The 26,372-nt window shown below is 67.9% G+C and carries 26 protein-coding genes; 14 read left to right on the top strand and 12 right to left on the bottom strand.

Annotated elements, in window-relative coordinates:
- The first annotated feature begins 17 nt into the window (after positions 1-17).
- Positions 18-470 (top strand): cupin domain-containing protein, encoded by a 453-nt coding sequence (locus GP2_RS01050; RefSeq protein ID WP_006898586.1) that lies wholly within the window; start codon positions 18-20, stop codon positions 468-470.
- Positions 471-474: 4 nt separating this feature from the next.
- Here GP2_RS01050 and GP2_RS01045 read toward each other — a convergent pair whose 3' ends face one another.
- Positions 475-1,482, bottom strand: a complete 1,008-nt coding sequence (locus tag GP2_RS01045) for an LLM class flavin-dependent oxidoreductase (protein ID WP_006898585.1) — start codon at positions 1,480-1,482, stop codon at positions 475-477.
- A gap of 126 nt (positions 1,483-1,608) precedes the next feature.
- Here GP2_RS01045 and GP2_RS01040 point away from each other — a divergent pair, with 126 nt between their 5' ends.
- Together GP2_RS01040 and GP2_RS01035 are read left to right on the top strand one after the other, a co-directional pair.
- A complete protein-coding gene (locus GP2_RS01040; RefSeq protein ID WP_006898584.1) occupies positions 1,609-2,442 on the top strand; it encodes an ABC transporter ATP-binding protein in 834 nt (277 codons plus the stop codon).
- A complete protein-coding gene (locus tag GP2_RS01035) occupies positions 2,442-3,272 on the top strand; it encodes an NUDIX hydrolase (RefSeq protein ID WP_006898583.1) in 831 nt (276 codons plus the stop codon). The genes GP2_RS01040 and GP2_RS01035 overlap by 1 nt, the downstream gene beginning before the upstream one ends.
- 12 nt (positions 3,273-3,284) lie before the next feature.
- Here GP2_RS01035 and ligD read toward each other — a convergent pair whose 3' ends face one another.
- Positions 3,285-4,265 (bottom strand): non-homologous end-joining DNA ligase, encoded by a 981-nt coding sequence (ligD, locus tag GP2_RS01030; RefSeq protein ID WP_006898582.1) that lies wholly within the window; start codon positions 4,263-4,265, stop codon positions 3,285-3,287.
- 87 nt (positions 4,266-4,352) lie between these two features.
- On the opposite strand from ligD, the gene GP2_RS01025 reads away from it, so the two are divergent.
- From GP2_RS01025 to GP2_RS01010, 4 genes are all read left to right on the top strand, one after another.
- Complete coding sequence (locus GP2_RS01025; RefSeq protein ID WP_006898581.1) at positions 4,353-5,141, top strand: enoyl-CoA hydratase-related protein; 789 nt, start codon at positions 4,353-4,355, stop codon at positions 5,139-5,141.
- Between the two features lie 70 nt (positions 5,142-5,211).
- The gene (locus tag GP2_RS01020; protein WP_006898580.1) at positions 5,212-6,186 is read left to right on the top strand and encodes a class I SAM-dependent methyltransferase; all 975 of its coding nucleotides are present in this window, start codon (positions 5,212-5,214) and stop codon (positions 6,184-6,186) included.
- A 75-nt stretch (positions 6,187-6,261) separates the two neighbouring features.
- Positions 6,262-7,461, top strand: a complete 1,200-nt coding sequence (locus tag GP2_RS01015) for a class I SAM-dependent methyltransferase (protein ID WP_006898579.1) — start codon at positions 6,262-6,264, stop codon at positions 7,459-7,461.
- A 61-nt stretch (positions 7,462-7,522) separates the two neighbouring features.
- Positions 7,523-8,155, top strand: coding sequence for a DUF3887 domain-containing protein (locus GP2_RS01010; protein WP_006898578.1), 633 nt, complete (start codon positions 7,523-7,525; stop codon positions 8,153-8,155).
- 68 nt (positions 8,156-8,223) lie between these two features.
- Here the strand turns inward: GP2_RS01010 and GP2_RS01005 are convergent, their stop codons facing one another.
- A complete protein-coding gene (locus tag GP2_RS01005; protein ID WP_006898577.1) occupies positions 8,224-9,561 on the bottom strand; it encodes an outer membrane protein assembly factor BamB family protein in 1,338 nt (445 codons plus the stop codon).
- A 92-nt stretch (positions 9,562-9,653) separates the two neighbouring features.
- Between GP2_RS01005 and GP2_RS01000 the strand changes: the two genes are divergently transcribed.
- Positions 9,654-10,430 (top strand): acyltransferase, encoded by a 777-nt coding sequence (locus tag GP2_RS01000; RefSeq protein WP_006898576.1) that lies wholly within the window; start codon positions 9,654-9,656, stop codon positions 10,428-10,430.
- A 174-nt stretch (positions 10,431-10,604) separates the two neighbouring features.
- Here the strand turns inward: GP2_RS01000 and GP2_RS00995 are convergent, their stop codons facing one another.
- From GP2_RS00995 to GP2_RS00960, 8 genes are all read right to left on the bottom strand, one after another.
- Positions 10,605-12,206 (bottom strand): hypothetical protein, encoded by a 1,602-nt coding sequence (locus GP2_RS00995; RefSeq protein WP_006898575.1) that lies wholly within the window; start codon positions 12,204-12,206, stop codon positions 10,605-10,607.
- Positions 12,206-12,730, bottom strand: coding sequence for a hypothetical protein (locus GP2_RS00990; RefSeq protein WP_230823229.1), 525 nt, complete (start codon positions 12,728-12,730; stop codon positions 12,206-12,208). Before GP2_RS00990 ends, GP2_RS00995 begins: the two co-directional genes overlap by 1 nt.
- Positions 12,731-12,765: 35 nt before the next feature.
- Positions 12,766-13,545, bottom strand: a complete 780-nt coding sequence (locus GP2_RS00985; protein ID WP_006898573.1) for a signal peptidase I — start codon at positions 13,543-13,545, stop codon at positions 12,766-12,768.
- Positions 13,542-14,114 carry a hypothetical protein gene (locus GP2_RS00980; RefSeq protein ID WP_006898572.1) on the bottom strand — a complete coding sequence of 191 codons (573 nt, stop codon included), beginning with the start codon at positions 14,112-14,114 and terminating at the stop codon, positions 13,542-13,544. Before GP2_RS00980 ends, GP2_RS00985 begins: the two co-directional genes overlap by 4 nt.
- 13 nt (positions 14,115-14,127) lie before the next feature.
- On the bottom strand, positions 14,128-14,649 hold the full coding sequence (locus tag GP2_RS00975) for an alternate-type signal peptide domain-containing protein (RefSeq protein ID WP_006898571.1): 522 nt from the start codon (positions 14,647-14,649) through the stop codon (positions 14,128-14,130).
- Positions 14,650-14,798: 149 nt separating this feature from the next.
- Entirely contained in the window at positions 14,799-16,061 is a 1,263-nt protein-coding gene (locus GP2_RS00970; protein ID WP_006898570.1) for a glycosyltransferase family 4 protein, read from the bottom strand.
- On the bottom strand, positions 16,061-17,632 hold the full coding sequence (locus tag GP2_RS00965) for a 1,4-alpha-glucan branching protein domain-containing protein (RefSeq protein WP_006898569.1): 1,572 nt from the start codon (positions 17,630-17,632) through the stop codon (positions 16,061-16,063). The genes GP2_RS00970 and GP2_RS00965 overlap by 1 nt, the downstream gene beginning before the upstream one ends.
- Positions 17,633-17,636: 4 nt before the next feature.
- Positions 17,637-18,470, bottom strand: coding sequence for a class I SAM-dependent methyltransferase (locus GP2_RS00960; RefSeq protein ID WP_040526187.1), 834 nt, complete (start codon positions 18,468-18,470; stop codon positions 17,637-17,639).
- A 230-nt stretch (positions 18,471-18,700) separates the two neighbouring features.
- Here GP2_RS00960 and GP2_RS00955 point away from each other — a divergent pair, with 230 nt between their 5' ends.
- From GP2_RS00955 to GP2_RS00930, 6 genes are all read left to right on the top strand, one after another.
- A complete protein-coding gene (locus tag GP2_RS00955; RefSeq protein WP_006898567.1) occupies positions 18,701-19,486 on the top strand; it encodes an electron transfer flavoprotein subunit beta/FixA family protein in 786 nt (261 codons plus the stop codon).
- Between the two features lie 52 nt (positions 19,487-19,538).
- Positions 19,539-20,495 (top strand): electron transfer flavoprotein subunit alpha/FixB family protein, encoded by a 957-nt coding sequence (locus tag GP2_RS00950; RefSeq protein ID WP_006898566.1) that lies wholly within the window; start codon positions 19,539-19,541, stop codon positions 20,493-20,495.
- Between the two features lie 201 nt (positions 20,496-20,696).
- A complete protein-coding gene (locus GP2_RS00945; RefSeq protein WP_006898565.1) occupies positions 20,697-21,176 on the top strand; it encodes a DUF4334 domain-containing protein in 480 nt (159 codons plus the stop codon).
- 58 nt (positions 21,177-21,234) lie between these two features.
- The gene (locus tag GP2_RS00940; protein ID WP_040526167.1) at positions 21,235-22,452 is read left to right on the top strand and encodes a cysteine desulfurase family protein; all 1,218 of its coding nucleotides are present in this window, start codon (positions 21,235-21,237) and stop codon (positions 22,450-22,452) included.
- Complete coding sequence (gene mnmA, locus GP2_RS00935) at positions 22,452-23,570, top strand: tRNA 2-thiouridine(34) synthase MnmA (protein WP_006898563.1); 1,119 nt, start codon at positions 22,452-22,454, stop codon at positions 23,568-23,570. Before GP2_RS00940 ends, mnmA begins: the two co-directional genes overlap by 1 nt.
- On the top strand, positions 23,567-24,583 hold the full coding sequence (locus GP2_RS00930; RefSeq protein WP_006898562.1) for a uroporphyrinogen decarboxylase/cobalamine-independent methonine synthase family protein: 1,017 nt from the start codon (positions 23,567-23,569) through the stop codon (positions 24,581-24,583). The genes mnmA and GP2_RS00930 overlap by 4 nt, the downstream gene beginning before the upstream one ends.
- A gap of 160 nt (positions 24,584-24,743) precedes the next feature.
- Here GP2_RS00930 and GP2_RS00925 read toward each other — a convergent pair whose 3' ends face one another.
- Positions 24,744-26,372, bottom strand: a complete 1,629-nt coding sequence (locus GP2_RS00925; protein WP_006898561.1) for an HNH endonuclease signature motif containing protein — start codon at positions 26,370-26,372, stop codon at positions 24,744-24,746.

Genomic DNA, 26,372 nt, shown 5'->3' with positions numbered 1-26,372 from the left:
CGCGGGACAGGGGACAGATGAGCGACGAAACGCTGCCGGACTGGGTGAGAAACCTCGATCTGCAACCCCATCCCGAGGGCGGGTGGTTCCGGGAGACCTGGCGGAGCACGACGACGATCCCGCAGTCGGCCCTGCCCGCGGGATACCCCGGCGATCGCGCCGCCGGCACCGCGATCTACTTCGTGCTGATGCCAGGACAGCAGTCCGCATGGCACACCGTCCGCAGCTCGGAGATCTGGTTGTACCACCGCGGCGCGCCCGTCCGGTTGGACCTGGGCGGGGACGGAGACGTCCCCGGCGAGCCGGAGCCGATCCTCGTCGGCCCCGACACCGACGCCGGGCAGCAACCCCAGGCCCTGGTCCCGCCCGGGGTGTGGCAGCGCGCCACACCTCTCGGCGACGAGCCTTCGCTCGTCAGCTGCGTCGTGGTGCCCGGATTCGACTTCGAGGACTTCCGACTCGAGCCCTAGACGCTCAATTGCCCACGGCCACCGGTGACTTCGCCGGTGCGAGGTGCTCGAAGGTGCCCAGCCACACGTCGCGGCTCGGCGCCACCGAGGCGACGATCAGCTCGTCGGCGTCGGCGTGGTCGGCGAACCAGCCGAGGTAGTCGCGCACCTCCTGCGGGGTGCCGATCCCGGCGTAGCGCAGCATCTCGTCGACCTGCCGACCCTGCGGCGTGGAGAGGATGGCGTCGGCCTCCTCGTCGGTGAAGTTTCGTCCGCCACGCCCGAACAGCAACGAGACGCGCTGCCGTTTCGCGATGAGCAGTTGCTCCCTCGCGACCTCGGCGTCCTCGTGGGCGATCGCGCCGACCCCGGCGATCACGTACGGCTCCGACAGGTGTTCCGATGGTCGGAACTCGCGGCGGTACAGCCGGACCGCGTCGAGCAGCGCCTGCGGTGCGAAGTGCGAGGCGAAAGCGTAGGGGAGACCGAGGGCTGCGGCGAGCTGTGCGCCGAACAGCGACGACCCGAGGATGTAGATCGGCACGTGCGTCCCGGCGCCGGGCGTGGCCCGCACGCCCTCGATGCGGGACTCGTCGCCGAGGAACGCCTGGAGCTCGAGGACGTCGTGCGGGAAACGGTCGGCCGACGCGACGGTCCGCCGGAGTGCGGCGAACGTCTGCTGGTCGGTGCCCGGCGCCCGGCCGAGGCCGAGGTCGATGCGCCCGGGGTGCAGCTCGGCAAGGGTGCCGTACTGCTCGGCGATGGTCAGCGGGGAATGGTTCGGCAGCATCACGCCGCCCGCACCGAGACGGATGGTCGAGGTGTGTGCGGCGATGTGCGCGATCAGCACCGCGGGCGCCGACGAGGCGATCGTCGACATGTTGTGGTGCTCGGCGTACCAGATCCGCTTGTACCCCCACTTCTCCGCGTGCTGTGCGAGATCGACACTGGCGGCGAAGCTTTGCGCGACGGTTTCGTCGCGGCCGACGTAGGCGAGGTCGAGGATCGAGAGAGGTACTTGTCGAGACGTCACGTCTCCGGTCAACCGTCGGGGAGTGGCCGACTATTCCCGGAACGCTGCAGAGGAGGCGTGGCCCACATGTCCCGACACGGGAGGCGTAGACAAACGAAGCCCGGTCGGTGAGGCAGGATAGGGGGCGTGACCGAATCCGACCCCGACCTCTTGATCGACTTCCGCGACGTCGCGATCGTCCGTGGTGGAAAAACCCTCGTGGGCCCCCTGTCCTGGCAGGTCGAGCTGGACGAACGCTGGGTCATCATCGGACCCAACGGCGCCGGCAAGACGACGCTTCTGCGTCTCGCGGGTGCGGAGATCCACCCCACGTCGGGCACCGCCTACGTCCTGAACGAGAAGCTCGGCCGGATCGAGATCCGCGAGCTCGCCACCCGCATCGGCGTCGCGAGCCCCGCCCTCGTGGACCGCGTGCCCGACGACGAGATCGTCAGCGACGTCGTCATCTCGGCCGGCTACGCCGTGCTGGGCCGCTGGCGCGAGAAGTACGACGAGATGGACCGGGCACAGGCGGTCGAGTCGCTGGAGTCGATGGGCGCCGAGCATCTCGCCGACCGCACCTTCGGCACGTTGTCGGAGGGCGAGCGCAAGCGTGTCGTCATCGCCCGCGCCCTGATGACCGACCCCGAACTGCTGCTGCTCGACGAGCCGGCCGCGGGCCTCGATCTCGGCGGCCGCGAGGAACTCGTCGACCGTCTCTCCACCCTTGCCGCCGACCCCGACGCCCCTGCGATCGTGCTGATCACCCATCATGTGGAGGAGATCCCGGAGGGGTTCACGCACGCGCTGATCCTGTCCGAGGGCGGGGTGGTCGCGCAGGGCCTCCTCGAGGAGGTGCTCACGAGCGAGAACCTCACCGAGGCCTTCCGGCAGCAGATCGTCCTCGACAAGGTCGACGGCCGGTACTTCGCTCGACGCCGTCGCCGCGCGGGCGGTCATCGTCGAGCAGGAGGTAACTGATGACTTCGACCGATCCGGCCACCGAGGCGGTGTCCGCGCCCGCGCCGCTGCGTGACGCCGCGACCGTCGTGCTGGTCCGGGACTCCGCCGACGGCATCGAGGTGTTCCTGCAGCGTCGCGTGAAGCAGATGGCCTTCGCCGGCGGCATGACCGTCTTCCCGGGTGGCGGCGTCGACAAGCGCGATGTCGGAGCCCACGTGGCCTGGACCGGTCCCGACGCGCAGTGGTGGGCCGAGCGATTCAACGCGGAGGCCGAACTCGCCCAGGCGCTCGTGTGCGCGGCGGTGCGCGAGACCTTCGAGGAGTGCGGCGTCCTGCTCGCGACCACCGCCGACGGCGCGTTCGCCGACCCCGGCACCCTGGCCGACGAGCGGAAGCGACTCGTGGAGAAGTCGCTGTCGTTCGCCGAGTTCCTCACCTCGAGGGGTCTCACGCTGCGCGCCGACCTGCTCAGCCCGCTCGCGCACTGGATCACCCCGGTCAACGAGAAGCGCCGCTACGACACGCGCTTCTTCCTCGCCGCGATGCCCGAGGGGCAGCACGCCGACGCCGAGACCAGCGAGGCGGAGGTCGCCGACTGGATCGCCGCGTCGAAGGCACTCGAGTTGTGGTCGTCGGGAAAGCACTTCCTGCTCCCGCCCACCTGGGCGCAGCTGAGTTACGTGAGCGGCTTCGACACGGTCGAGCAGTTGCTCGCCGCCGAGCGGTCGATCTCTCCGATCCTGCCCGACATCACGCCGGGCGCGGGACTGCAGGGGTTGAGCTTCCCGGGCTCTGACGACTACTTCCGCACCCTCGGCGACCAGAAGCCGCCGGAGATCACCCTCTGAGCCGGTAGCCGGTCACCGATCGAGGTCGGCGACCCCGTCCTCGGCCTCCTCGGCGATGTCGTCCCGGTCGGCCCATTCGAGCAGCGTGTCGATCCGGTGCTCGACGTCGTCGATCTCCTCGTGCAGGTCGCCGAGTTCGGCGAAGCGCGCGGGCACGGTGGCGATGGTGAAGTCGTCGGGTTCGATGTCGTCGATCTCCTCCCAGCGCACCGGGGTGGACACCGTCGCGCGCTGGTTGCCGCGCACCGAGTAGGCCGCCGCCATCGTGTGGTCGCGGGTGTTCTGGTTGTAGTCGACGAACACCGCCGCGGGGTCGCGGTCCTTGCGCCACCACGTCGTCGTCACGTCCTTCGGGGCGCGGCGTTCCACCTCGTGCGCGAACGCGAGCGCGGCGCGTCGGACCTGCGGGAACCCCCACTCGGGCGCGATGCGGACGTAGACGTGCATGCCGCGTCCGCCGGATGTCTTCGGGAAGCCGCGCATGCCCAGCTCGTCGAGCACCTCATGGACCACGTGCGCGACCCGGCGGATGCGCGCGAAGTCGCAGTCGGGCATCGGGTCGAGGTCGATGCGCCATTCGTCGGGTGACTCGGGATCTGAGCGCCGCGAGTTCCAGGGGTGGAACTCGACGGTCGACATCTGCACGGCCCAGATCACCGACGCGAGCTCGGTGACGCACAGTTCGTCGGCGGTGCGCCCGTACCGCGGGAAATAGATCTCGGTGGTCTCCAGCCAGTCGGGTGCGCCCGCGGGGACTCGTTTCTGGTGCACCTTGTTGCCGCTGACGCCCTTGGGGAAGCGATGCAGCATGCAGGGGCGGTCCCGCAGGGCGCGGACGATGCCGTCACCCACCGACAGGTAGTACTCCGCGAGGTCGAGTTTGGTCTCGCCGCGCTCGGTGAAATAGACGCGATCGGGACTCGTCAACCGGATGGTGCGCCCGCCGACCTCGAGTTCGACGGGTTCACCTGCGGAAGCCTCGTCCTTCGCCATGAGGCCACTGTAGGTCGGACCGGCGCCCGGCGGGGCTTGTCCGGGCTGGCCGCACCACCCCGACTTACCAGACGGTAGCCTTCGAGAATGCCTGAGTTCGTGACCCTCGAGACGTCCGACGCCCATCCCGGCGTGGGGACCATCCTCATCTCGCGGCCGCCGATGAACGCGCTGAGCCGTCAGGTGCAGGCCGAACTGCGTGCCGCTGCCGAGGAGGCCTCGGTGCGCGACGACATCAAGGCCGTCGTCGTCTACGGCGGCCCGAAGGTGCTGGCCGCCGGCGCCGACATCAAGGAGATGAACGACCTCTCCTACGCGGAGATGAGCAAGGTCGCCGGTCGCCTGCAGCGCGACCTCGGCGTCATCTCCGAGATCCCGAAGCCGACGGTCGCGGCGATCACCGGCTATGCACTCGGCGGCGGTCTCGAGGTCGCGCTCGGCGCCGACCGGCGCATCGCCGGCGACAACGCCAAGCTCGGCGTGCCCGAGGTGCTGCTCGGTGTGATCCCCGGCGGAGGCGGCACGCAGCGCCTGGCGCGACTCATCGGTCCGTCGAAGGCCAAGGACCTCATCTTCACCGGCCGGTTCGTCGACGCGGAGGAAGCCCTGCAGATCGGGCTCGTCGACGAGGTCGTCGCGCCCGACGAGGTGTACAACGCCGCACTCGCCTGGGCCGGACAGTTCGCAAACGCCGCCACGGTGGCCATCGCCGCCGCCAAGAAGGCCGTCGACCAGGGGCTCGGCGTCGATCTCGACACCGGTCTCAAGATCGAGGAACAGCTTTTCGCCGCGTTGTTCTCCACCGAGGACCGGGCCATCGGCATGAGGTCGTTCGTGGAGAACGGCCCCGGCAAGGCGGAGTTCATCGGGCGCTGAGCCGCGATCCGAGTCCCGCCGGTCACCAGACCTTCACCCCAGAAATCACACACGCGACAGGAAAACGATCATGACCACCGACGCCAATCCGGGTATCGATCCGGCGCCGAACCCGCACGCCACCGAGGAGCAGGTCCAGGCCGCGCTCAAGGACACCAAGCTCGCCCAGGTGCTCTACCACGACTGGGAGGCGGAGACCTATGACGAGAAGTGGTCCATCAGCTTCGACGAACGCTGCATCGAGTACGCGCGCGGACGGTTCGACGCCGTCGCCGCCGACGATGAGCTGCCGTACGAGCGTGCGATGGAACTCGGTTGCGGCACCGGCTTCTTCCTGCTGAACCTCATGCAGTCCGGCGTGGCCGAGAAGGGCTCGGTCACCGACCTGTCGCCGGGCATGGTGAAGGTCGCGCTGCGCAACGCCGAGAACCTGGGCCTCGACGTCGACGGCCGCGTCGCCGACGCCGAGAAGATCCCTTACGACGACAACACCTTTGATCTCGTCGTCGGACATGCCGTGCTGCACCACATCCCGGACGTCGAACTGGCGCTGCGCGAGGTGCTTCGCGTGCTGAAGCCGGGTGGCCGGTTCATCTTCGCCGGCGAGCCGTCGACCATCGGCGACTTCTACGCCCGCTGGATGAGCCGTGCGACGTGGGCGATCACCACCAACGTCACCAGGTTCGGCCCGCTGCAGAGCTGGCGGCGCCCGCAGGAGGAGCTCGACGAGTCCTCGCGTGCGGCCGCGCTCGAGGCCGTCGTCGACATCCACACCTTCGATCCGGACGAGCTCGCCGGCATCGCCCGCTCCGCCGGAGCCGCCAAGGTCTCCACCGCCACCGAGGAACTCGCCGCCGCGATGCTCGGATGGCCGGTCCGCACCTTCGAGGCCGCGGTCCCGCCGGAGAAGCTGGGCTGGGGCTGGGCGCGTTTCGCCTTCGGCGGTTGGAAGCGCCTGACCTGGCTCGACGAGAACGTGCTGCGCAAGATCGTGCCGCCGAAGTTCTTCTACAACGTCGTGGTGAGCGGCTACAAGCCCGAGTGATCGCGATCGGTAGAAGTCAGCGGGTCATAGCGCCGACGACTTCTACGGAATCCTGCGCCGGTAGCCTGCTGGATCATGAGCTACTCCTTCACCCTCGACGACGTCGCGTTCCTACGGTCGCGGCACGGCGAGAAGGCGTTGGAGATGGTCTCGGCCCTCGCGCTGACCCCGGCGTCGATGCTCGCCGACATCACCGAGGCGCGTAGCCGTTACGCACCGCACGACGCCGCGCTCATCGAGACGGTCCGATGCCGGCGTCGTGCCGCCGCCAAGCTTCGCGAGTCCGGCGACATGCTGTTCACCGATGACGCCCTCCAGCAGGCGACGGCGTCGGCGGTCTCGGCTCACCGGGCAGCCGAGATCGCCGCGCGCTTCGACGGCGCGGTGGTCCACGACATGACCTGCTCGATCGGTGCGGAGTTGCGAGAACTCGTGCGGGTCAGCGGCATTCGAGGAGTGATCGGCAGCGACATCGACCGGGTCAGGTTGGCGATGGCCCGTCACAACGTTCCTGGCGCCACGCTCCTGGTGGCCGACGCGCTCACCCCGACCTCGACAGCCGACGTCCTGCTCGCCGATCCTGCACGACGCTCCGACGCCGGACGCGTCTTCCGTCTCGACCAGCTGACCCCGCCGCTGCTCGAGCTCCTCACCACGTACGCGGGTCGCGTGCTGATCGTGAAGTGCGCACCGGGTCTCGATCACCAGTTGCTGCGCAACAGATACGGATTCGACGGCGAGGTTCAGCTCACCTCGCTCGACGGCGGGGTTCGAGAGGCGTGCCTGTGGTCGGGTCCCGGGATCGAGCCGGGCCGGCGCGCGACGGTGCTGCGGACTCGACCGGACGGATCGGTGTCGACCTTCGAGATCACCGACCGCGAGGACGACGATGTGCCGGCGGGCGAACCTGGGGAGTGGATCGTCGATCCCGACGGCGCGGTCGTCCGCGCGGGACTGGTGCGTCACTACGCCCACCGCTTCGGCTTGTGGCAACTCGATCCTCAGATCGCCTACCTGACGGGTGATTCGGTGCCTGAAGGGGCCCGCGGCTTCCGCGTCATCGAGCAGACCGGCACCTCCGAGAAGGTGCTCCGCAAGGCACTCGCCGCCCACGACGCGGGATCGCTCGAGATTCTGGTGCGGGGGCTCGACGTCGATCCTGATCATCTGCGAAAGAAGTTGAAGACCAAGGGATCTCGTCCCCTGTCGCTGGTGTTGACCCGCCTCGGACGCAAGGGCGTGGCATTCATCTGCGAGCCGGGGGTGCGCTTCTGATCCGGCCGGGATTGTAAACGTGAACTTGACACTCGGGCACTTGTAAACCTAGTCTTTACAAGTGTCCGAGGTAGAAGAGACAGCCCGTGAGATAGAGCGATACGCGCACAGTGTGGCCGGTGGCCCCGGTGTCCAGCCGGGCGAGCCGGGAGCACGACAAGCTGCGCTGGCGAGGGTGTACGACGCGCTCGAACTGAGTCGTCGTGCCGAGGAGTTGCTCAGTGCGACGGCCCGCGCCGCCCGCGACTACGGGTGCACCTGGCAGGAGATCGGCGACGTCGTCGGCGTGACCAGGCAGGCCGCGTTCCAACGCTTCGGCAAACCCATCGATCCCAGAACAGGAGCACCCATGCAGAAGACGACGATCGCACACGCCGACGTGATGGCCCTCGACCTGCTCGAGAAGATCACCACGGGGGAGTGGGCTCAAGCGTGCGCCCGGTTCGACGAGACGATGTCGGCGGCCCTGTCGGAGTCGGCACTCGCCGACGCGTGGGCGTCGGTGGTGGCGCTGCACGGTGAACTCGAAAGCACCGGAACGCCGTTCGTGCGCGGCCACGGCCTGCACACGGTCGTCGACGTCCCGTTCGAGCAGGAGGCCGGCGAGATGGTCTTCCGCGTCGCCTTCGACGCCGACGGGCGCATCGCCGGTCTGTTCTTCCTCAACCCCGACGCGGCCGGCAGGGAACTCTGAGCGACCGACGAAAAATGCGGGCTGGGTGCCGATTTCCGGCACTCCGCCCGCATTCTGTGTTCGGTGCCCTATTCCAGGTTCTTCTTGCTGTCGAAGAAGTAGACCTCGCCGGCATTGGTCGCAGTGGCGATCTGACCCCAGTACGAGACCGCGACACCGGTGGCGAATCCGGACGAATTGGGCAGCGGCAGGGTCCGTTTCGTCGAACCGTCCTCGGTGGACACCTCCACCAGCGACAGCGTCTCCTCGCCCTGGTCGCGCACGACGGTCCAGGCGGTGCTCTGCTGGGTCAGCGTCGACAGGCTCGCGGTCGCGAGGTCGTCGCGCTGCCACAGCTGCTCGGCGCGGTCGCCGGCGTCACGGAGCAGACGCAGCGGCGCACCGACCCGGCCGGCGGGGATGATCAAACCGCTCGGTGAGACGGTCATGGTCGCGAAACCGGGGTCGCCGAGGTCGTGGGTCCACTTGGTCGAACCGTTCTCGGCGTCGAGAGCCACGAGCTTGCCGTTGCGGGAGAACGCGTACAGCGTCGTGCCGTCGATCGACAGTGTGGGCGTACCGATCACGCCCGACGGGATCTCGGCCTTCCAGGCCGGTCGGACCTCGCGTTGACCACCGACCGCGCTGTACTTCATGGCGCGGATCTGCGACGTCTGGGCGTCCTGCGGGAAGAAGTTGAGGTAGAAGCGTTCCCGAGCGGTGTCGACCGCTGCGGGGGCGGGGATCGCGCACTTCGGTCCGCCGCGGGCGCAGTCGTCGAAGCCGAGCAGCGGCTGCTCGGGATCGGCGTCGTCGCGCAACTTGACCTCGGGGGCGACGAGCTCGTTGCGCTGGGTGTCGATCAGCAGGATCTGGCCCTGCGTCGTCACCACCAGCACGACGTTCGGGGCGGCGAACTTCGCCGACAGCGGCACGCCGATCACCCCGGCACGCCACCGGATCGCGCCGCCGGCGTTGAAGGCGAGGAAGGTGGTCTCCTCACCGAGGTACGGCTGGTCGTACTGGTCGACGAGCATCGCGTTCATCTCGACGCCGGCCCGCATGTCCTTGCAGAAGTTCTTGCGTCCCGACCGGCCGTCGAGCACCAGGACGTTACAGCCCTCGGGAGCGTTGGACGTCACGCCGACGTTGCCCTTGCCGGAGATGGTCAGGGGCGCGGTCACCGGGCCTCCCGTGGGGCGGGTCCAGCTGAGGGTGAGGTCGTCGGGGACGTCGGCATAGGCGAAGTTGCCGTTGCCGGGGACGCCGCCGTAGCTGGGCCACCCGATGCTCGGGATGGATCGCACGTCGATGTGCCCGTCGGAGCAGGCGGCCAGCCCCAGTGAGCACACGGCCGTGACGGCCACGAACAGGCGGGTCAGCGCGGATCGGCGGTGTCGCGACACCTGCCGTCGTGCCAAGGCCATCGGCGCTCCTCATCGATCGTTCGTCACCGGCACGAGACGTGCCAGCAGTGAGCCTATCGTGTGCGAAAAGCCGGTCGTTTAGGGTTTGTCCCATGACCACGATGTGGAACGCCTCGTACCGGTCCCGCCGACGCGCGGGCCGTCGCCGCGACCCCGAGCAGGCACGATTCCTGACCTTGGACTCGCTGCGCTGGGTGAAACGCAACAAGGCGTACACCCCCTGGTACCTGGTGCGTTACTACCGGCTCGCGAAGTTCCGGCTGGCCAACCCGCACATCGTTCTCAAGGGGATGGTGTTCCTCGGGCGCAACGTGGAGATCCACTGCACCCCGGAACTCGCGCGCATGGAGATCGGTCGCTGGGTCCACATCGGCGACGGCAACTCCATCCGCTGCCACGAGGGCAGCCTCAGGATCGGCGACAAGACCGTCTTCGGCTGCAACAACGTGGTCAACGCCTACCTCGACATCGAGATCGGCGGGTCGACGCTCGTCGCCGATTGGTGCTACATCTGCGACTTCGACCACAAGATGGACGACGTCAACCTGCCCATCAAGGACCAGGGCATCGTGAAGGGCCCGGTCCGCATCGGCCCCGACACCTGGGTCGCCGCCAAGGTGTCGGTGCTGCGCAACACCATCGTGGGCCGCGGATGCGTCCTCGGCTCGCACGCGGTGGTCAAGGGCGAGATCCCGGACTACTCGATCGCCGTCGGCGCCCCGGCCCGCGCGGTCAAGAACCGCATGGAGGAGTGGAACAAGAACGCCGCCGAGCGTGCCGAGCTCGAGCGTGCGCTCGCCGACATCGAGCGCAAGAAGGCCGCGGCCGAGAAGGCCGCGAACAAGGCGGCGGGAGGCCACGCCGAGTAGAGCGGTCGGACTGAAGTCGCCCGCGACCTCGGTCGGGATCTGCGACCTCGATCGATGTCGCGCGATCGGATCGAGGTTGCGTGCGAGTCTGCTTCGGCCCGTGGGGATCGGTCGCGGACGACGGAAGCCGGCCGAGACGGACCCGCTGATCGAGCCGCGCCGGGTCGTGTGCGGTCAGGACTCGCCGGGCTCTTCGGCGGTCGGTACCTCTTCGGTGTCCTTCGCCTCCTCGGTGGCCTCGGGCGTCGATTCCGACGTCTCCATGTTCTTGGCGGAGCGCTGTTTCTCGGTGGTCTCCGCGACCTGCACGGTCTCGGTCCAGCGCGAGCCGACCTTCTTCACCAGCGTCACCGTGCCGTCGGGCTCGGTGATCTCCAGCGTCGACGTCTCGGGTAGCCAGCGGATGTCGCTGCTGGACGAGAACCGGCCCTCGTACTCGGGTTTGCCGGTCTCGGCACTACGGATCGTCACCTCGCCGCCCGACCTGTAATAGGCGTAATCGCCGGAGTCGGACAGCTTTCCGCCGGATGGGAGGTCCACCTTCGTCGAGGCGGGGGTCGACGAGTCGTCTGTGGACTTGTCCTCCTGTGCGGACTTGCTCGCTGGAGTCGACTCGTCGGGTTCGGCGGACTTGCTGATGGAGGACTCGTCGGGTTCGGCGGACTCTGACGGTTTGGCTTCGGTGGATTCCGAGGATTCGGTAGTCGCTGACTCCGGCGTGGCGAGACGTGCTCCGATCGGAGGAGTTCCGCATCTGATGCCCAGCGGCAATTCGAGGCCGGCAGTCTTGCGGATCCACACGTCTCTGTACGTCGTGGATTCGAAGTTCCCGATCATGTTGGTCATCCGGAGCCTGATCGAGGTGCCGCTGCCGAAGAGATCCAACAAGGACAGAAGAGCGGAGAGCAGGCCCTCGGCGACCACGTAGGTCTCGGTGCCGCTGGTCTTGGTGGCAGGCACGTACTGTTCGTCGATGTCGGGTTCATCGGGGGCTCTGAACATGTATCCCGTGTAGACGGGTGAGGCCGGCCAACTCAGCTGGACGGAAGAAAACAAGATCAGGAGCGAAGTGTTACTGCAGTTGAGAACAGTCGGACCGTTCGGAACCCCGGCACTCACCGTGCCGGTGGCGGTGGCTGTCGTGGCTGCGTGTGCCTCGCCGGCGCCGTGAACACTGCCGACGCCCATCACGACGACGGTGGCCGCGGCCGTGCCGGCCAGAATGCGTTGCCCTCCCGGTGAGTTGCGCCAGCCACGCTTGGGGGCGAAGGCAACCCCGAGTAGGAGCACGAGTGTCAGGGCCTGAAGTGCGAGCGTGTAGGGATTCTTGAGCCACGCAGCCACGTAACCGAGCAGAGGGATCGAGCCCACGATGCGCTGCACCTCGGTCACGGTGTAAGGCTGTCGATCCGTGGTGTCGTTCGCGTCGCCGCGGAGACGAAGGGTCACCGAGTTACCGGTGGGTTCAGAGACTGATTCGACGCGGTGGGTGACGCGGACGCCGTCTTGGCGGACGACGCTGACCACATCGCCCTCGTGGACAGACGCGGCCGGAACAGTGCGACTCAGGCCCAGCGAACCGGTGGGAATGGTGGGCGCCATCGATCCGGTCTCGAAGATCATCGGACGGAGGCCCAGACTCAGGGCGAGCACTGCCGCGACCACGCAGAGTGTGCCCAGCCCGGCGCCGACGGTGAGGAGGAGGTCGCCGCGAGTGCGTGTGACCGGAGCGGAATGCTCGACGGTAGGGAATTCGTTCTGCGCGGAGTAGACCATCAGGCCGCCGTCGCGTCGAAGGTGAACTTGACCGTCTTACCGGTGTTGCCGGCCAGTGTTCCGGGCGCGGACATGGGCAGGGTCAGCTGCAGGCACAACGTCTCCACACCGCTTGTTGCGGCCAATGGACCCCGACTCGTGGCAAAAGCCGCGTCGGCACCTGTGATCGAAACACCATCGGCGACCAGTCCAGTACCTGCCGTGCATGTCGAACCGCTGACTGACCCCCCGGCAGTGACTTTCAGCTGCATTGCCTGCCCCAACGCGTCGCTGCTGGAGACCCTTGCGTTGTATCGGATTGCCACTGAACCGACGTTCTGAACGTTGACCACAGCGGCGGTGGTGCTGCCTGGCAGGAGCGAACCGGGAAATGTAAACGTGTAGGCGTCGGTGCCGTTCACCCTGAGTTCGATGTTGGCGGTGGTGAAGGTGCCGGAGGTGGTTGCGGCGGTGGTGGACCATAGGGCCGTCGTGCCGAGCGTCCCTGTGGTCAGCAGGATTCCGCAGCTGAGCAGCGCACGCACCCGGCGTGACACGTTGGGGGACCAGGGAATCCGTCTCATGCGGTCGCCTCGGGCTCGGGTTCGGGCTGGGGCTCGGGTTCCGGCTCGTCGGAATCGTCGTCGTTCTTGCCGTCGCGATAGTCGGCGACGAACTGCCATGCGCCGTAGACGAACAACGCGCCGGCGAGGCCGAAGATGATCTTGGTGCGGCGCTCGCTGGTCAGCCAGTTGTTGACCCAGCCGATGTAGGGCACGGAGTACCACAGCGTGCCGCGCACTTGAACGGGGCGGACAGGTTCGTCGTCGGGGGCGCCATTGTTGTCACCTTGGGTGATGAGCCGCGTCTCGCCCTCGTCGTCCTCGGTCACCTCGATGACTCGGTGGGTGACGACATCCGGTGAGCCTGAGCGAATCTGATAGGTGATGACATCGTTCACCCGGATCTCTTCTGTCGGCTCCGGTTTCACGACGATGAGTGTTCCCGGCGGATAGTTCGGCTTCATCGACCCGGTCAGCACCGTATAGGTCTGTGCGCCGGCGATCTTGGGGATGAGGATGGTCACGCACAGGAGCGCGAACGCGCCGATCAGGAGCGCCCAGGAGACAATCTGCCAGACATAGTGCAGGGGGCCGCGTCTCTCGTCGGCGTCGCCTGCGCTCTCGTTGTCAGGTGACCCGATGCCTGCCGGCCTGGTGCCTGACGACTCGGTAGCCGTCGACTGCGTGCCGGCAGACTGGGAGTAGGCAGTTCCGGCGACTGCCGGCTCGACTCTTTCCAACTCGATGGTGGGTTGATCGTCGACAGTCGCTTCTGGCACCTGCGAGTCCTCGCTCATGGTCGGTCCTGCTGAGCGTCGAAGTTGAAGGTGATGGAGAAGGTTGCCGGCTGTGTTCCGGTCACAGAAACGAACTCGGCTCGGATGCACCACGCGGTCGAGGCGCCCGCTGCAAGCGGAATCTCCACGCCGTCGATGTCGGAAACGCCAGTGAGGGTCCCGGTCGCGGTGAAGGCGCCGCTCAGCGGGACATTACTGGCGGGGCATGTTGTTGATTGGCTCCCCGACAGTTTGATCGACACCGACGCACCGGGCGTCGACACCACCGGTCCGGCGGAAGCCAGCCGGAACTTGAGCGGTGTCGAACCGGTGTTGGCGATGTTCAGGACAGCCTGGGACGACTGGCCGGGAACCATGTTGGTTCCGTTCAGCGCTGGAAAAGTGAACGACGAACCACCACCGGAACCCGGTGCGAGACCGATGGTTCCGGTGGTGATATTGCTGCCGGAGGTGTCCGCCTGCTTGGTCCACAGCGCCAGGGTGGTTTGTACAGATCCGAAGAGCAGCACCACCACCCCGATCGCGAGAGCTGCAAAGAGGACGCCCCGTCGCTTGAGGGCTGCGGGCATGAATTCTTCGCGGTTACGGACGGACTTGGTTCAGTTCGATCTTCATGCCGCTGACATTGATCGTCCCGTTCGTGAAGTCCGTATTCGGAGTTGCCGACGAGAAAGCGACAGTCACGGTGACGGGGAGGACCTGGCCGTTCGAGACTGTCACGGGCGTATTGGGCGTGCCACCGCCCACCACCGTCGTAGTGGTGACATATGTCGTTGTCGGCGTGGTGGATCCGGTGCCGATCCCGATGATCGACAATTCGGCCTTCATGTTCTTTCCCGTGGCCGTCACGGTGCAGTTCGCGTTGTACTCCCAGGTGTCGCCCGGCACCATCAGGTCGGTGGCGGGGTTGATCGCCACCTCCGGGACGTCGCCGGATACGTCGGTCCAGGCGCCCGCAGGGCAGTCGAGAAAGAAGTTTCCCGCGGTGATCGAACCCCCGGCAACGTTCTCCTGGTCACTCCACAACGCATACGACCCCAACCCACCCAGCAGCAGAATTGCACCAGCGCCGACAGCAACTGCGCCTTTGGCCTTCCGATTCATGTCACGCACCCTTCCAGGAACAGCCACTCCCCAGCAGTACGCGATGGGGAACCTACGTGACGCTAGCGAATTTGTTCAAGAATGGTTAGTGAAAGCAAAGGCAAAACTGGGACAAGTGGCATGGGTGTTACGGAAGTGAATCTGGAATGTCACGATTCGACCGGATTGCCCGGATCGCGTTCCGGAAGGGGGCGTAAAGGGATATCGGGGCGTCCGACGGGGTGCCGCACACGACGCTTTGCGGCCAGATAAACCGCAGCCGTTCTTTCTGCGACCTCGGCCCAAGAGAATTCCTCGGTCAATCGTGCCCGAGCGCGAATCGCGCGCTGGGCTGCCGCATCGGGGTCCGAAAGTGTTGCGCGGACGGCCGCGGTGAGACCCGCGACGTCGGCGGGCTCGAACGTGAGCCCGGTGTCCGGCTCCTGCACGGCCTCGCCGAGACCGCCTGCGGTGGACACCACCAGCGGGATGCCGGTGGCGGCGGCCTCGAGTGCGACGATGCCGAACGGCTCGTAACGGCTGGGCAGCACGATCGCATCACAGCGGTGCATCAGCGCCACCAGGTCCTCGTGGCCCACGGCGCCGAGGAAATTCACCGCCTTCGCGACGCGATGTTTGCGAGCCAGATCCAGCAGCCAGTCCCGCTGGGTGCCGTCGCCGGCGATCGTCAGCGTGGTGCCCGGGTGGCTGCGCCGGATGCGGGGGAGCGCGGCCAACAGGTCCTGCACGCCCTTCTCGTATTCCAGCCGACCGGCGAACAACAGTTCCGCCGGGCCGCTCGTCCGCGGGCTCGGCGCGAACGGCCATGTGCGGACGTCGATTCCGTTGTGGATCACGGTGATGTCGCCGGCGTCGTAGCCGAACAGGCGGTTCACCTCGTCGCGCATCGACGCCGAACATGTGATGAGAGAGTCGGATTCGGTGACCAGCCACCACTCGACCGAGTGCACCTGGCGGTTCGTCGGGCCGCTGACCCAGCCGCTGTGCCGGCCTGCCTCGGTGGCGTGGATGGTGGAAACCAATGGCACGTCGAAGAATTCGGCGAGCGCGATCGACGGGTGCGCAACCAGCCAGTCGTGGGCGTGCACCACGTCGGGGGTCCAGCTCCGCTCACCGGCCAGGAGTCGCAGCCCCGCGCGGATGAACGAGTGGCCCATCGCGAGCGTCCACGCCATCATGTCCTGCCCGAAGTCGAACTCCGGCGGGTCCTCGGCGACCGCGATCACGCGCACACCCTCGACCATCGCATCGACGGTGGGGTGGGTGAGGGCGTCGGTGCCGGAGGGACGACGCGTCAGGACCACCACCTCGTGTCCGGCGGCGGCCAGTTCCGTGGCGAGGTGATGGACGTGCCGGCCGAGGCCGCCGACGACCACGGGTGGGTACTCCCACGACACGAGCAGAATCTTCATCACATGCCCCCCTCGGCGCCGTGCCCCTTCGCGCGAGGTTCCGCCGTCATGATCGCGTAAAGGCGGCGTGCGTCGAGCGCGGGGAAGAGATTGTCGGCGCGCGCCCAGTTCCGCGCCAGTTCCTCGGCGACCGCGTCCCGACCCCGCAGCGCGGCGTCGCAGATCTCCCGGGTGGCGTGTGCATGCGTGTGCGCACGCGAGACCGCATACTCCGCAGCGGTGTCCTTCGACACCATGAACGGCCAGTCCGACGAGACCGTCATCAGCGTCTCCCGCACGATCTGGTCGGCGACCCGATTCCGCTGACCGCGATCGCTGAGCAACTTCGCGACGGCGTCGAGCGCCGTCTCGGTGACCTCGGCGTTCAGGGTCACCAGGTGCTCCACCTGGGGGCCGTTCCACACCCGCCAGTCCTTGCCGGAACCCCACGACGACGCGGGCAGGTCGACCGGTTCGCCGACGAGTCCGGCTCGCGTCGCCCCGGCCAGGGTCCCGACCTTCACCCCGACCTCGCGCAGCCGTCGCAGCACACGTTCCAGCCACACCGGACCCTCGTGCCACCAGTGGCCGAAGAGCTCGGTGTCGAAAGCGGCCACCACCAACGCATCTCGGCCGATGCGCGCCGATTCGTCGATGAGCCGCTGCCGGACGTGACCGATGAAGTCCTCGACGTGCCGGTCGATCACCGCGTCGACGCGCGACGGGTCGTACGGCTTTTTCTGGTCGCCGGGCACCGACCGCCCGGTCACCCGGAAACGCTTCAGGCCGGTTTCGTGGTCGTAGGTATGGAAGTCGCGGTACGCGGCGTGGCCCGGGTAGCCCGACTTCGGCGACCAGACGCGATAGCTGACGGTCAGGTCGCGCCCGTAGGCGATGACGCCGCTGTCGCCGACGGGCCGCCCGAGCGCGGTGTCGCCGTGCAGCGTCGGGCCGTCGACCATGAAATGGCCGACTCCGGCGCGTGCATACTCGGCCTCCATGCCCGGGTCGAAGGCGCACTCGGGTGCCCAGATGCCGGCCGGGTCGAATCCCCACCGCGCCCGCGCGTCGGCGAGTCCCTCGGTGAGCGAGAACATCCGCAGCCGGGGATCGAGGAGCGGGGCGAACGGATGCGCGAGCGGCCCGCCGAGGATCTCGACGACCCCGCTCGACGCCACCCGCCGGATCAGCGGGGAGGCCCCGTGACGCCACTTGGTCTCGAAGGTCTCCAGCGCGCGCTGGGCGGCGAGGTATTCGCGACTCCCGGCCTCGGCGCGGTCGGGGTCGGACGAGACGGCGGCCTCGGTCGCCCGTAGCTGCCAGTCGGCGAGCCATTCGTACATCGACGCCGCGCAGTGCGGGTCGTCGAGCTGTGCGGCCAGCACCGGGGTGATGCCGAGGGACAACTGATCGGTGAACCCGTCGTCGGCCAGTCGCTCGAGCATGTCGAACAGCGGCAGGTACGACGCCGCCCACGACTGATACAGCCATTCCTCGCCGACCGGCCAGCGACCGTGATTGGCAAGCCACGGCAGATGGGAATGAAGGACAAAGGTGAACTGTCCCGGAACCGAAGAGCTGGTGTTCGTCACGACATCAATCCCGGGTGGCGACGGCGAACAGATCGAGCGACGCGTCGATGTCGCGTTCGCGCGCGTCGACGACGTCGAAATCCTCGGCGACGACGCCGGCCACGTCGTCGACCAGACCGTCCGGCCACGGTTCGCCGGCAAGGGCCCGCGCGATCTGGGCGTCGATCAGCGATCCGCCCCACTTCTCGTCGAGCGCCTGCAGTCGCGGGCCGTGGTGGACGCCGAGCATCGCGTCCAGCGTGAACCCGCCCTCGACGATCAGCTCGGTCAGCTCGGCCGCGTTGAGCTCACGCGTGTGGAACGGGTTGAGCGGGGTGTCGCGCCCGGGGGAGAAGGTGATCCGGTTGGGCGTGGAGATCAGCAGGCGGCCGCCCGGCCGCAGCACCCGACGGCACTCGTCGATGAACTTCGCCTGATCCCACAGGTGCTCGATGACCTGAAAATTGACCACCATGTCGACCGACCCGTCGGCGAGCGGCAGGTCGACGAGATTGCCCTGATGAACGATCAGCCCCGGGTAGCGGCGCCGGGTGTGCTCGACCGCGGCCGCGTCGTAGTCGACGCAGACCACCGACGACGCCCCGGCGTCGGCGATCATCGCCGCCCCGTATCCCTCGCCGGACCCGGCCTCCAGCACATCGCGGCCGGCGCAGCGGTCCAGGATGTGGAGGTAGGCGATCTCATGGCGGCGGAACCAGTAGTTCTCCGCGGGAATGCCCGGAACGGTGCGTTCACCGGTCAGCGCGAGCTGCTGGTCGGTGTCGAGTGCCTCGAGGCCGGCGGCGCCGGCAGGGGCCGGTGTGCCGGGGGCCGGAGAGCCGAGGTCTGCGTCAGTCATCTGCACGAGCGTAGGGCATCGCCAACCGCCCCTCGCCCGGTCCCGTCGCACGTGACCGACCAAGCGAACGGTCGGGAGCGGTGCCGGGACGGGTGCGACGCCCGCGTGAGCCCCATTGTGTGAGGTAGTCGATCTTTGGGGAGCGGATGCGACCCGCTAAAGTGGTGGAGACCCATGGCCTTACCCGCCGGTAAGTTGCCGAACCCGACGCAGGAGGTCGACGTAGACCCATGACAAATATTGTCGTACTGATCAAGCAGGTTCCCGACACCTGGTCCGAGCGCAAGCTCCGGGATGATGACTACACGCTCGATCGTGAGGCCGCCGACGCCGTCCTGGACGAGATCAACGAGCGTGCCGTCGAGGAGGCGCTGAAGATCAAGGAGGCCGACGGCGGTGAGGTCACCATCCTGACGGCCGGTCCGGAGCGGGCCACCGACGCCATCCGCAAGGCCCTGTCGATGGGCGCGGACAAGGCCATCCACATCAAGGACGACCTCCTGCACGGCTCGGACGCGGTCCAGACCGCCTACGTCCTGGCCCGCGCACTCGGCACCGTCGAGGGCGTCGAGCTCGTCATCGCCGGCAACGAGGCCACCGACGGTCGCGTCGGCGCGATCCCGGCCATGATCGCCGAGTACCTCGAGCTGCCGCACCTGACCCACCTGCGCAAGCTGACCCTCGAGGGCGACACCCTCAAGGGTGAGCGCGAGACCGACGAGGGCATCTTCCACGTCGAGGCGTCGCTGCCGGCGATCGTCAGCGTGAACGAGAAGATCAACGAGCCGCGCTTCCCGTCCTTCAAGGGCATCATGGCCGCCAAGAAGAAGGAAGTTCAGGTCGTCTCGCTGGCCGAGATCGACGTCGAGCCGAGCGATGTGGGCCTGGAGAACGCGGGCAGCGTCGTCAACTCCTCGACCCCGAAGCCGCCGAAGACCGCGGGCGAGCGCGTCACCGACGAAGGCGACGGCGGCACCAAGGTCGCCGAGTTCCTGGTCGGCCAGAAGATCATCTGATTCTTCTCGACAGACCAACCGGCGAACCCAAGACCCTCAGGAGAAAACCAAAATGGCAGAAGTACTCGTGCTCGTGGAGCAGGACGCCGAAGGCGCCCTGAAGAAGGTCACCAGCGAGCTCATCACCGCCGCCCGCGCCCTCGGTACCCCGTCGGCTGTCGTCGTCGGCAAGCCCGGCTCGGCTGACGGCATCATCGACGGTCTCAAGGAGGCCGGCGCCGAGAAGATCTACGTCGCCGAGTCCGACGACGTGCCCAACTACCTGATCGACCCGCAGGTCAACGTCCTGTCGTCGATCGCCGAAGACGTCTCGCCGGCCGGCATCCTGGTCGCCGCGACCGCCGACGGCAAGGAGATCGCCGGTCGCCTGGCCGTGCGTCTGGGCTCGGGTGTCCTCGCCGACGTCGTCGACGTCAAGGAAGGCGGCGTGGGCATCCACTCGATCTTCGGTGGCGCGTTCACCGTCGAGGCCCAGGCCAAGGGCGACACCCCGATCTTCTCGGTCCGCCCCGGTGGCGTCGAGGCCGCTCCGCAGGCCGGTGCCGGCGAGCGCGTCGACGTCGAGGTCCCGGCGGTGTCGGAGAGCGCCGTCAAGATCACCAAGGTCGAGCCGAACGTCGGCGGTGATCGTCCGGAACTCACCGAGGCGTCGATCGTCGTCTCCGGTGGTCGCGGTGTGGGCAGCGCCGAGAAGTTCTCGGTCGTCGAGGAGCTCGCCGACGCGCTCGGCGCAGCCGTCGGCGCCTCGCGTGCCGCGGTCGACTCGGGCTACTACCCGGGCCAGTTCCAGGTCGGCCAGACCGGCAAGACCGTGTCGCCGCAGCTGTACATCGCCCTCGGCATCTCGGGCGCGATCCAGCACCGCGCCGGCATGCAGACCTCGAAGACCATCGTCGCCGTCAACAAGGACGAAGAGGCGCCGATCTTCGAGATCGCCGACTACGGCGTCGTGGGCGACCTGTTCAACGTCGCCCCGCAGCTGACCGAGGAGATCAAGAAGCGCAAGTGATCTCACCGATCGCCTGACCTTCTGGTCGACTGACTCCACGACGGCCCCCGACGTTCGCGTCGGGGGCCGTCGCGCATCTCGGGACGCGCACGCCCGGCAAGTGACATCGACTGTTCTCTGATATAGGTTCTCAGTCGTGAGCGGTCGCGCGGGCGGCCGTCGCCGATCACCGGTTCAGCCGTATGCCGAAGGAGCCCGACGATGACGTCCACCTTGTCCCGAGAAGCGGCGCGCGCCAAATTCTTCGAACTCAAGGAGGTCGACGGCCTCGTCGACGACGCGGTGCTCGACACGGTGTGGGCGGGCCTGGCCACCCTGCGCCCCGAAGAGATGCTCGGCCGGTGGAAGGGCGGCGAGTTCAACACGGGCCACGCGATCAACGGGGCGCTGGCCAAGGCGAAGTGGTTCGGCAAGACCTTCACCTCGCGCAGCGACGTGCAGCCCCTGGTCTGCCGTGACGAGGACGGCAACCTGTTCTCCAACGTCAAGCTCGGCAAGGGCGAGGCCAGTCTGTGGGCGATCGAGTTCCGCGGCGAGGTGACCGCATCGATGGTCTACGACGGCCAACCGGTCATCGACCACTTCAAGCGCGTCGACGACACCACCGTCATGGGCATCATGAACGGCAAGGGCGGCGTCATCGACGGTCGTCACCTGTACTTCTACCTCGAACGCGTCTGATCTCACCCGCACCGCGCGGAATTTGTCGGCGCCGTCGGCGCGTCTATCCTTGCTAGCGATGCCCTTGTCAACCCGAGCGCCGCGCGCGTCCGTCTACCTCGACCACGCCGCTTCGACGCAGATGCTGCCCGAAGCCGTCGAGGCGATGACCGCTGTCTTCGCCGACCCGGGTAACGCCTCGTCGCTGCACGGGTCCGGGCGCGCGGCACGACGCCGGCTCGAGGAGGCGCGCGAGGCAATCGCGGCCGCGGTCGGCGCGCGCCCGTCGGAGGTCATCTTCACCGGCGGCGGCACCGAGTCGGACAACCTCGCCATCAAGGGCATCTATTGGGCGCGCCGTCGCGCCGATGCCAGGCGACGCCGCATCATCGTCTCCGCGGTCGAGCACCACGCCGTCCTCGACCCGGCGCAGTGGCTCGCGTCCGACGACGACGCCGAGCTCGTGGTGCTGCCGGTCGACGCCGAGGGCGTCGTGTCGCCGGCGGATCTGCGCGCCGAGCTCGAGGCACACGCCGACGAGACCGCGCTCATCTCGGTGATGTGGGCCAACAACGAGGTCGGCTCGATGCAGCCGATCCACGAGATCGCCGCACTGGGAGCCGAATTCGGTGTCCCGGTGCACTCCGACGCGATCCAGGCCGTCGGACACGTGCCCGTCGACTTCGCGGCGAGTGGCTTGTCCGCCTTGAGCATCGCCGCCCACAAGTTCGGCGGGCCGCAGGGAGTGGGAGCGCTCTTGCTGGGCCGCGACGTGCCGTGCGTGCCGCTGCAGCACGGCGGGGGACACGAGCGCGACGTGCGTTCGGGTACCCAGTTCGTGGCCGGGGCCGTCGGCATGGCCACCGCGCTCACCTGGTGCGTCGAGAACATGGACGCCAACACCGCCCGCGTGCGTGAGCTGGCGTCGAGGCTGACCGACGTCCTGCTGGGCGTCGAGGGCACGGTGCGCAACGGCGCCGCCGCCGACGCGCGACTGCCGGGCAACGTGCACGTGTCCTTCGCCGGATGCGAGGGCGACTCGTTGCTGATGCTCCTCGACGCCAAGGGCATCGAGTGTTCCACCGGGTCCGCGTGCACCGCGGGTGTCGCCCAGGCCAGCCACGTGCTGATCGCCATGGGCCTCGGCATGGCCGACGCCCGCTCGTCGCTGCGGTTCTCGCTCTCCCACACCACCACCGACGCCGACATCGACGCGGTGGCCCAGGTCATCGACGAGGTCGTCGATCGCGCACGCGCAGCGGGCCTCGTCTCCGCACCCGGCGGGAAGGTTTCGTGATGCGCGTACTGGCAGCGATGAGCGGCGGCGTCGACTCGGCGGTTGCGGCCGCCCGTGCGGTCGACGCCGGCCACGAGGTCGTGGGCGTCCACCTCGCCCTGTCCACCGCGCCCGGGGCGCTACGGACGGGTTCGCGCGGCTGCTGCTCGCGAGAAGACGCCGACGACGCCCGCCGCGCCGCCGACGTGCTCGGAATCCCGTTCTACGTCTGGGATTTCGCGGACCGTTTCAAAGACGACGTCATCGACGAGTTCGTCGAGGCCTATGCCGCCGGGCAAACGCCGAACCCGTGCCTGACCTGCAACGAGAAGATCAAGTTCGCCGCGCTCGCCGACAAGGCGATCGCCCTCGGCTTCGATGCGCTGGCGACCGGACACTATGCGCGACTGGAGAACGGCGAACTACGCCGTGCCGTCGACTCCGACAAGGACCAGTCGTACGTCCTCGCCGTGCTGACGAAGGATCAGTTGGCGCGGGCGATGTTCCCGGTCGGGGACACCCCCAAGAGCGAGATCAGGGCGGAGGCCGCCCGCCGCGGCCTCGCCGTCGCCGACAAGCCCGACTCGCACGACATCTGTTTCATCCCCAGCGGCGACACCCGCGCCTTCCTCGGCGCCCGGATCGGCGTCCGGCCCGGTGCGGTCGTCGACGCCTCCTCCGGTGAGCGTCTCGCCGAACACGACGGCGTCCACGGCTTCACCATCGGCCAGCGCAAGGGCCTCGGCATCGAGGCGCCGGCCGCGGACGGCAAGCCGCGCTATGTCACCGACATCGACCCGGAGAGCGGCACCGTGACCGTCGGCACCGCAGCCGACCTGCAGGTGTGGGGCATCACGGCCACCCGCGCGGTCTGGACGTCGGGGGAGGCCCCCGATGCGCCGTTCGAGGCCGTCGTCCAGGTCCGGGCGCACGGCGGACTCGCGCCGGTGACCGCCACCCCGACCACCGTCGACGGCGAGCCCGCGATCGACATCGTCCTGCACGAACCGCTGACCGGTGTGGCCAAGGGCCAGGCAGCGGTCCTCTATCTGCTGGACGCCGAGCGCGGCGACCAGGTCGTAGGGTGCGGACGCATCGCGGCCACCTCGTCGCAGCCGACCGTCGCAGCGGCTCGGTGACCACACCGGCACTGCCCACCGGGCTCGGCACCGGTGTCGGGTCGATGCCCGGCACCGACCCGCGTGCGGCCTCGTCGATCGTCAACGGCGAGCTCGATCTCGCCCATCTCGTCGAGCTGCCCGGCAGGGGCGTCGGCGCCGATCTCATCGGTCGGATGGCGGCGCTGCTCGTCGACCTGCCGATGGACACCGCGACCTGGGGATACCGCCTCGCGCAACGTGACTCACTGCTCACCCGACGCGCCGCCGACTACCTCAAAGAGGATCTCGACGTCGTCGAAGAGCTATGGGAGAACGCCGGATTCGTGGGAACCGGGCGCGCGTTCAAGGTCCAGGTGGCCGGCCCCTTCACGACGTCGGCGATGGTCGAATTGCCCAACGGTCACCGCGTGCTGCGCGATCCCGGTGCAGTCCGGGACATCGTCGCGTCCGCGGCCGAGGGAATCGCCCACCACGTCGGCGAGATCCGCCGACGCCTCGGCGCCGAGGTCGTCGTCCAGATCGACGAGCCGATGATCGGCCAGGTGATCGACGGCACGGTCCGCCCGCTCACCAGGTTCGACCCGATCCGCGCGATCCCGGCGATCGAGGTGGCGCGTGCCCTCGGTGAACTCGTCGAGCACGTGGGCGCACCGGTGATCCTGCACGACTGCAACAAGCCCCGCTGGGACCTCCTCGAACACCTGAAGACGGTAGCGTACTCGATCGACGTCACCGCGCCGACCGCCGCGGACCTCGACGGCATCGGCATGCTCATCGACCGCGGTGGAGTCCTGGTGGCGGGATGCATTCCGTCGACCGAGCCGGCACGTCCGGTGCGCGCCGAGACCGTCGCCACCGACCTCGCAGCGATCACCGATCGCATCGGCCTGAACCGAAAAGTGCTGGCGGACAACATCATCGTCACACCCACGTGCGGTCTCGTCGGTGCCTCACAGCGGTGGGCCAAGACCGCGTTGTCCATCTCTGCCGAGGCCGGGCAGTTGCTGTCAGGAGATCCCACCGCGCTGTGAGTCGCGGTGATCTCGTCGGACGATTCTCTGACCGACGAACGTCTCCATGGCGCGTGCGACGTCATCCTGCATCGGCGACATCCATGAACGTCGTTGATCCCCAGCGATGTCGCGGGCGACTGCGTTTCCGTCGAAGCCGGTCGACATGCCCGAGGCCGAGTCAGTTCGGGTAGGCGTGGTCGAGTAGCGCCGCATACAGCGCGAGTTCGGCCGGTGTGGCGTTCTGCAGGTCGGTGTAGTGGAACCGTGGTGGGCGCGGCGGATCGTCGGGCGACCCGGGTTCGGGTTGTCCGTGTTGGTCGGGTGCCCTGCGCTGGTCGGGCTTGTCAGGTGTGGGGTGGATGTCGTTCCGGATCTCGGTGAGTATGTGCCGGAATCGGTGGCCGATGTCGGGTTTTCGGTTGATCCGCGGGCGTCGGGGTGGTGTGCCGGGGGCGGTGTTGAGTTCCCAGGTGCAGCGCCCGGCGTCGGGTCCGCTGCCGATCATGCGGGTGGTGTAGTCGCCGGGACGGTTGCCGATCATGTGGTGATGGCGGGTGCAGGCCGGGGCGAGGTTGTCGATATCGGTACCACCACCGTCACCCCAGTCGGTATGGGCGTGGTGCATCTCCACACGCGTTGCGGGCACGTCACAACCGGGCGCGGAGCAGCTGTCACCGCCGGGACGGGCGAAGGACGCCAGGCGTTGTTCCATCGACGCCAGACGTGTGCCGCGTCCGAGATACAGCGGTGCGGCGGTGGCATCGACGAAAATCGCCAGCCATGGCTGCACTGTGGCGCCTGTCCTGATCAGGTCTTCGATGTCGATGAGGGTGCCATCAGCGGTGGCCGCCAGCCCGGCCGCACGCTGCAGATCTGCCAGGTCGGCTTTGACGATCAACTGGATGGGCAACCCCCGATGAGTCTTGCCGAGCAACCCGTCGTCGAACACCGCTTGCAGCAGTGCGTTGAGGGCGTCGTGGTTGAGTTGTGCCGGGGTACGCAGATCCCGTTGCGCGGCCGCTTCCAGCCGCTCGGGGTCGGCGTCCTGGATCGCCCCGGTCGGTGAGTCGGGGTCGTTGGGGTTGTTCATGCCTGGGCGCGCCCACACATCCAAGAACGTCGCCAGGCGTGCGCGGAGTTCTGGGGTGAGGGTGGCGGTGAGTTTCGATGTGCCATCAGCGCGTTGCCGGTTGATCCAGAGCTTGCGGCGTCGTCTGCGGTCCTCGAGGTCAGTCAAGACCCCGTCGGGGTCGAGGTGTGCCAGCAGGCGGGCGCCGGCACGCTCGATCTCCGGTGGTGTCATCCAGGTCGCGTACTCGGCCATCGTCCGTTCGGCAGCAGCCGTCACGTCGTGAGCTATTGCGGTGGGGATCTGATCGAGCACGTCCATCACCGCGTGTACGTGATCGGGGCCGACGCGTCCGTCGGCGAATGCTGCAGCCAGGGTGGGCAGTTCGGGTTGGAGGGGTTGGCCGGTGAGGTCGGTGAACGTCGCGATGGCTTTCGCCTCGGCGCGGCGGCGACCAGGCCGGGTCATCCGCAACACATCGTGCATGTAGGCCAGGATGTTGCGCCGGCCGGTCTTGCGCGGAAGATCGCGGGTTTCGACCTCCACCAGCTGTTGGTCGCCGGCGGCTGTCACTCGCGCTACGACGCGCTCGGTTTCGGCGGCCACATACTCGACCTGCGCATCCGACAACGCCGACAGATTCGCCTGCAGCAGTTGTGTGGCAAGTCGATGCATCTCGTCGACGATCGCCACTGCGTCAAGGGATGTGGCGACTGCCGGCTCGGTCACGATGAGCAC

Origin of the sequence: Gordonia paraffinivorans NBRC 108238, assembly GCF_000344155.1 — a bacterium.
GTDB classification, from domain to species: Bacteria; Actinomycetota; Actinomycetes; order Mycobacteriales; family Mycobacteriaceae; genus Gordonia; species Gordonia paraffinivorans.
Note: the sequence above shows the minus strand (reverse complement) of the source record. Positions and strands in the feature narration are given on the sequence as shown.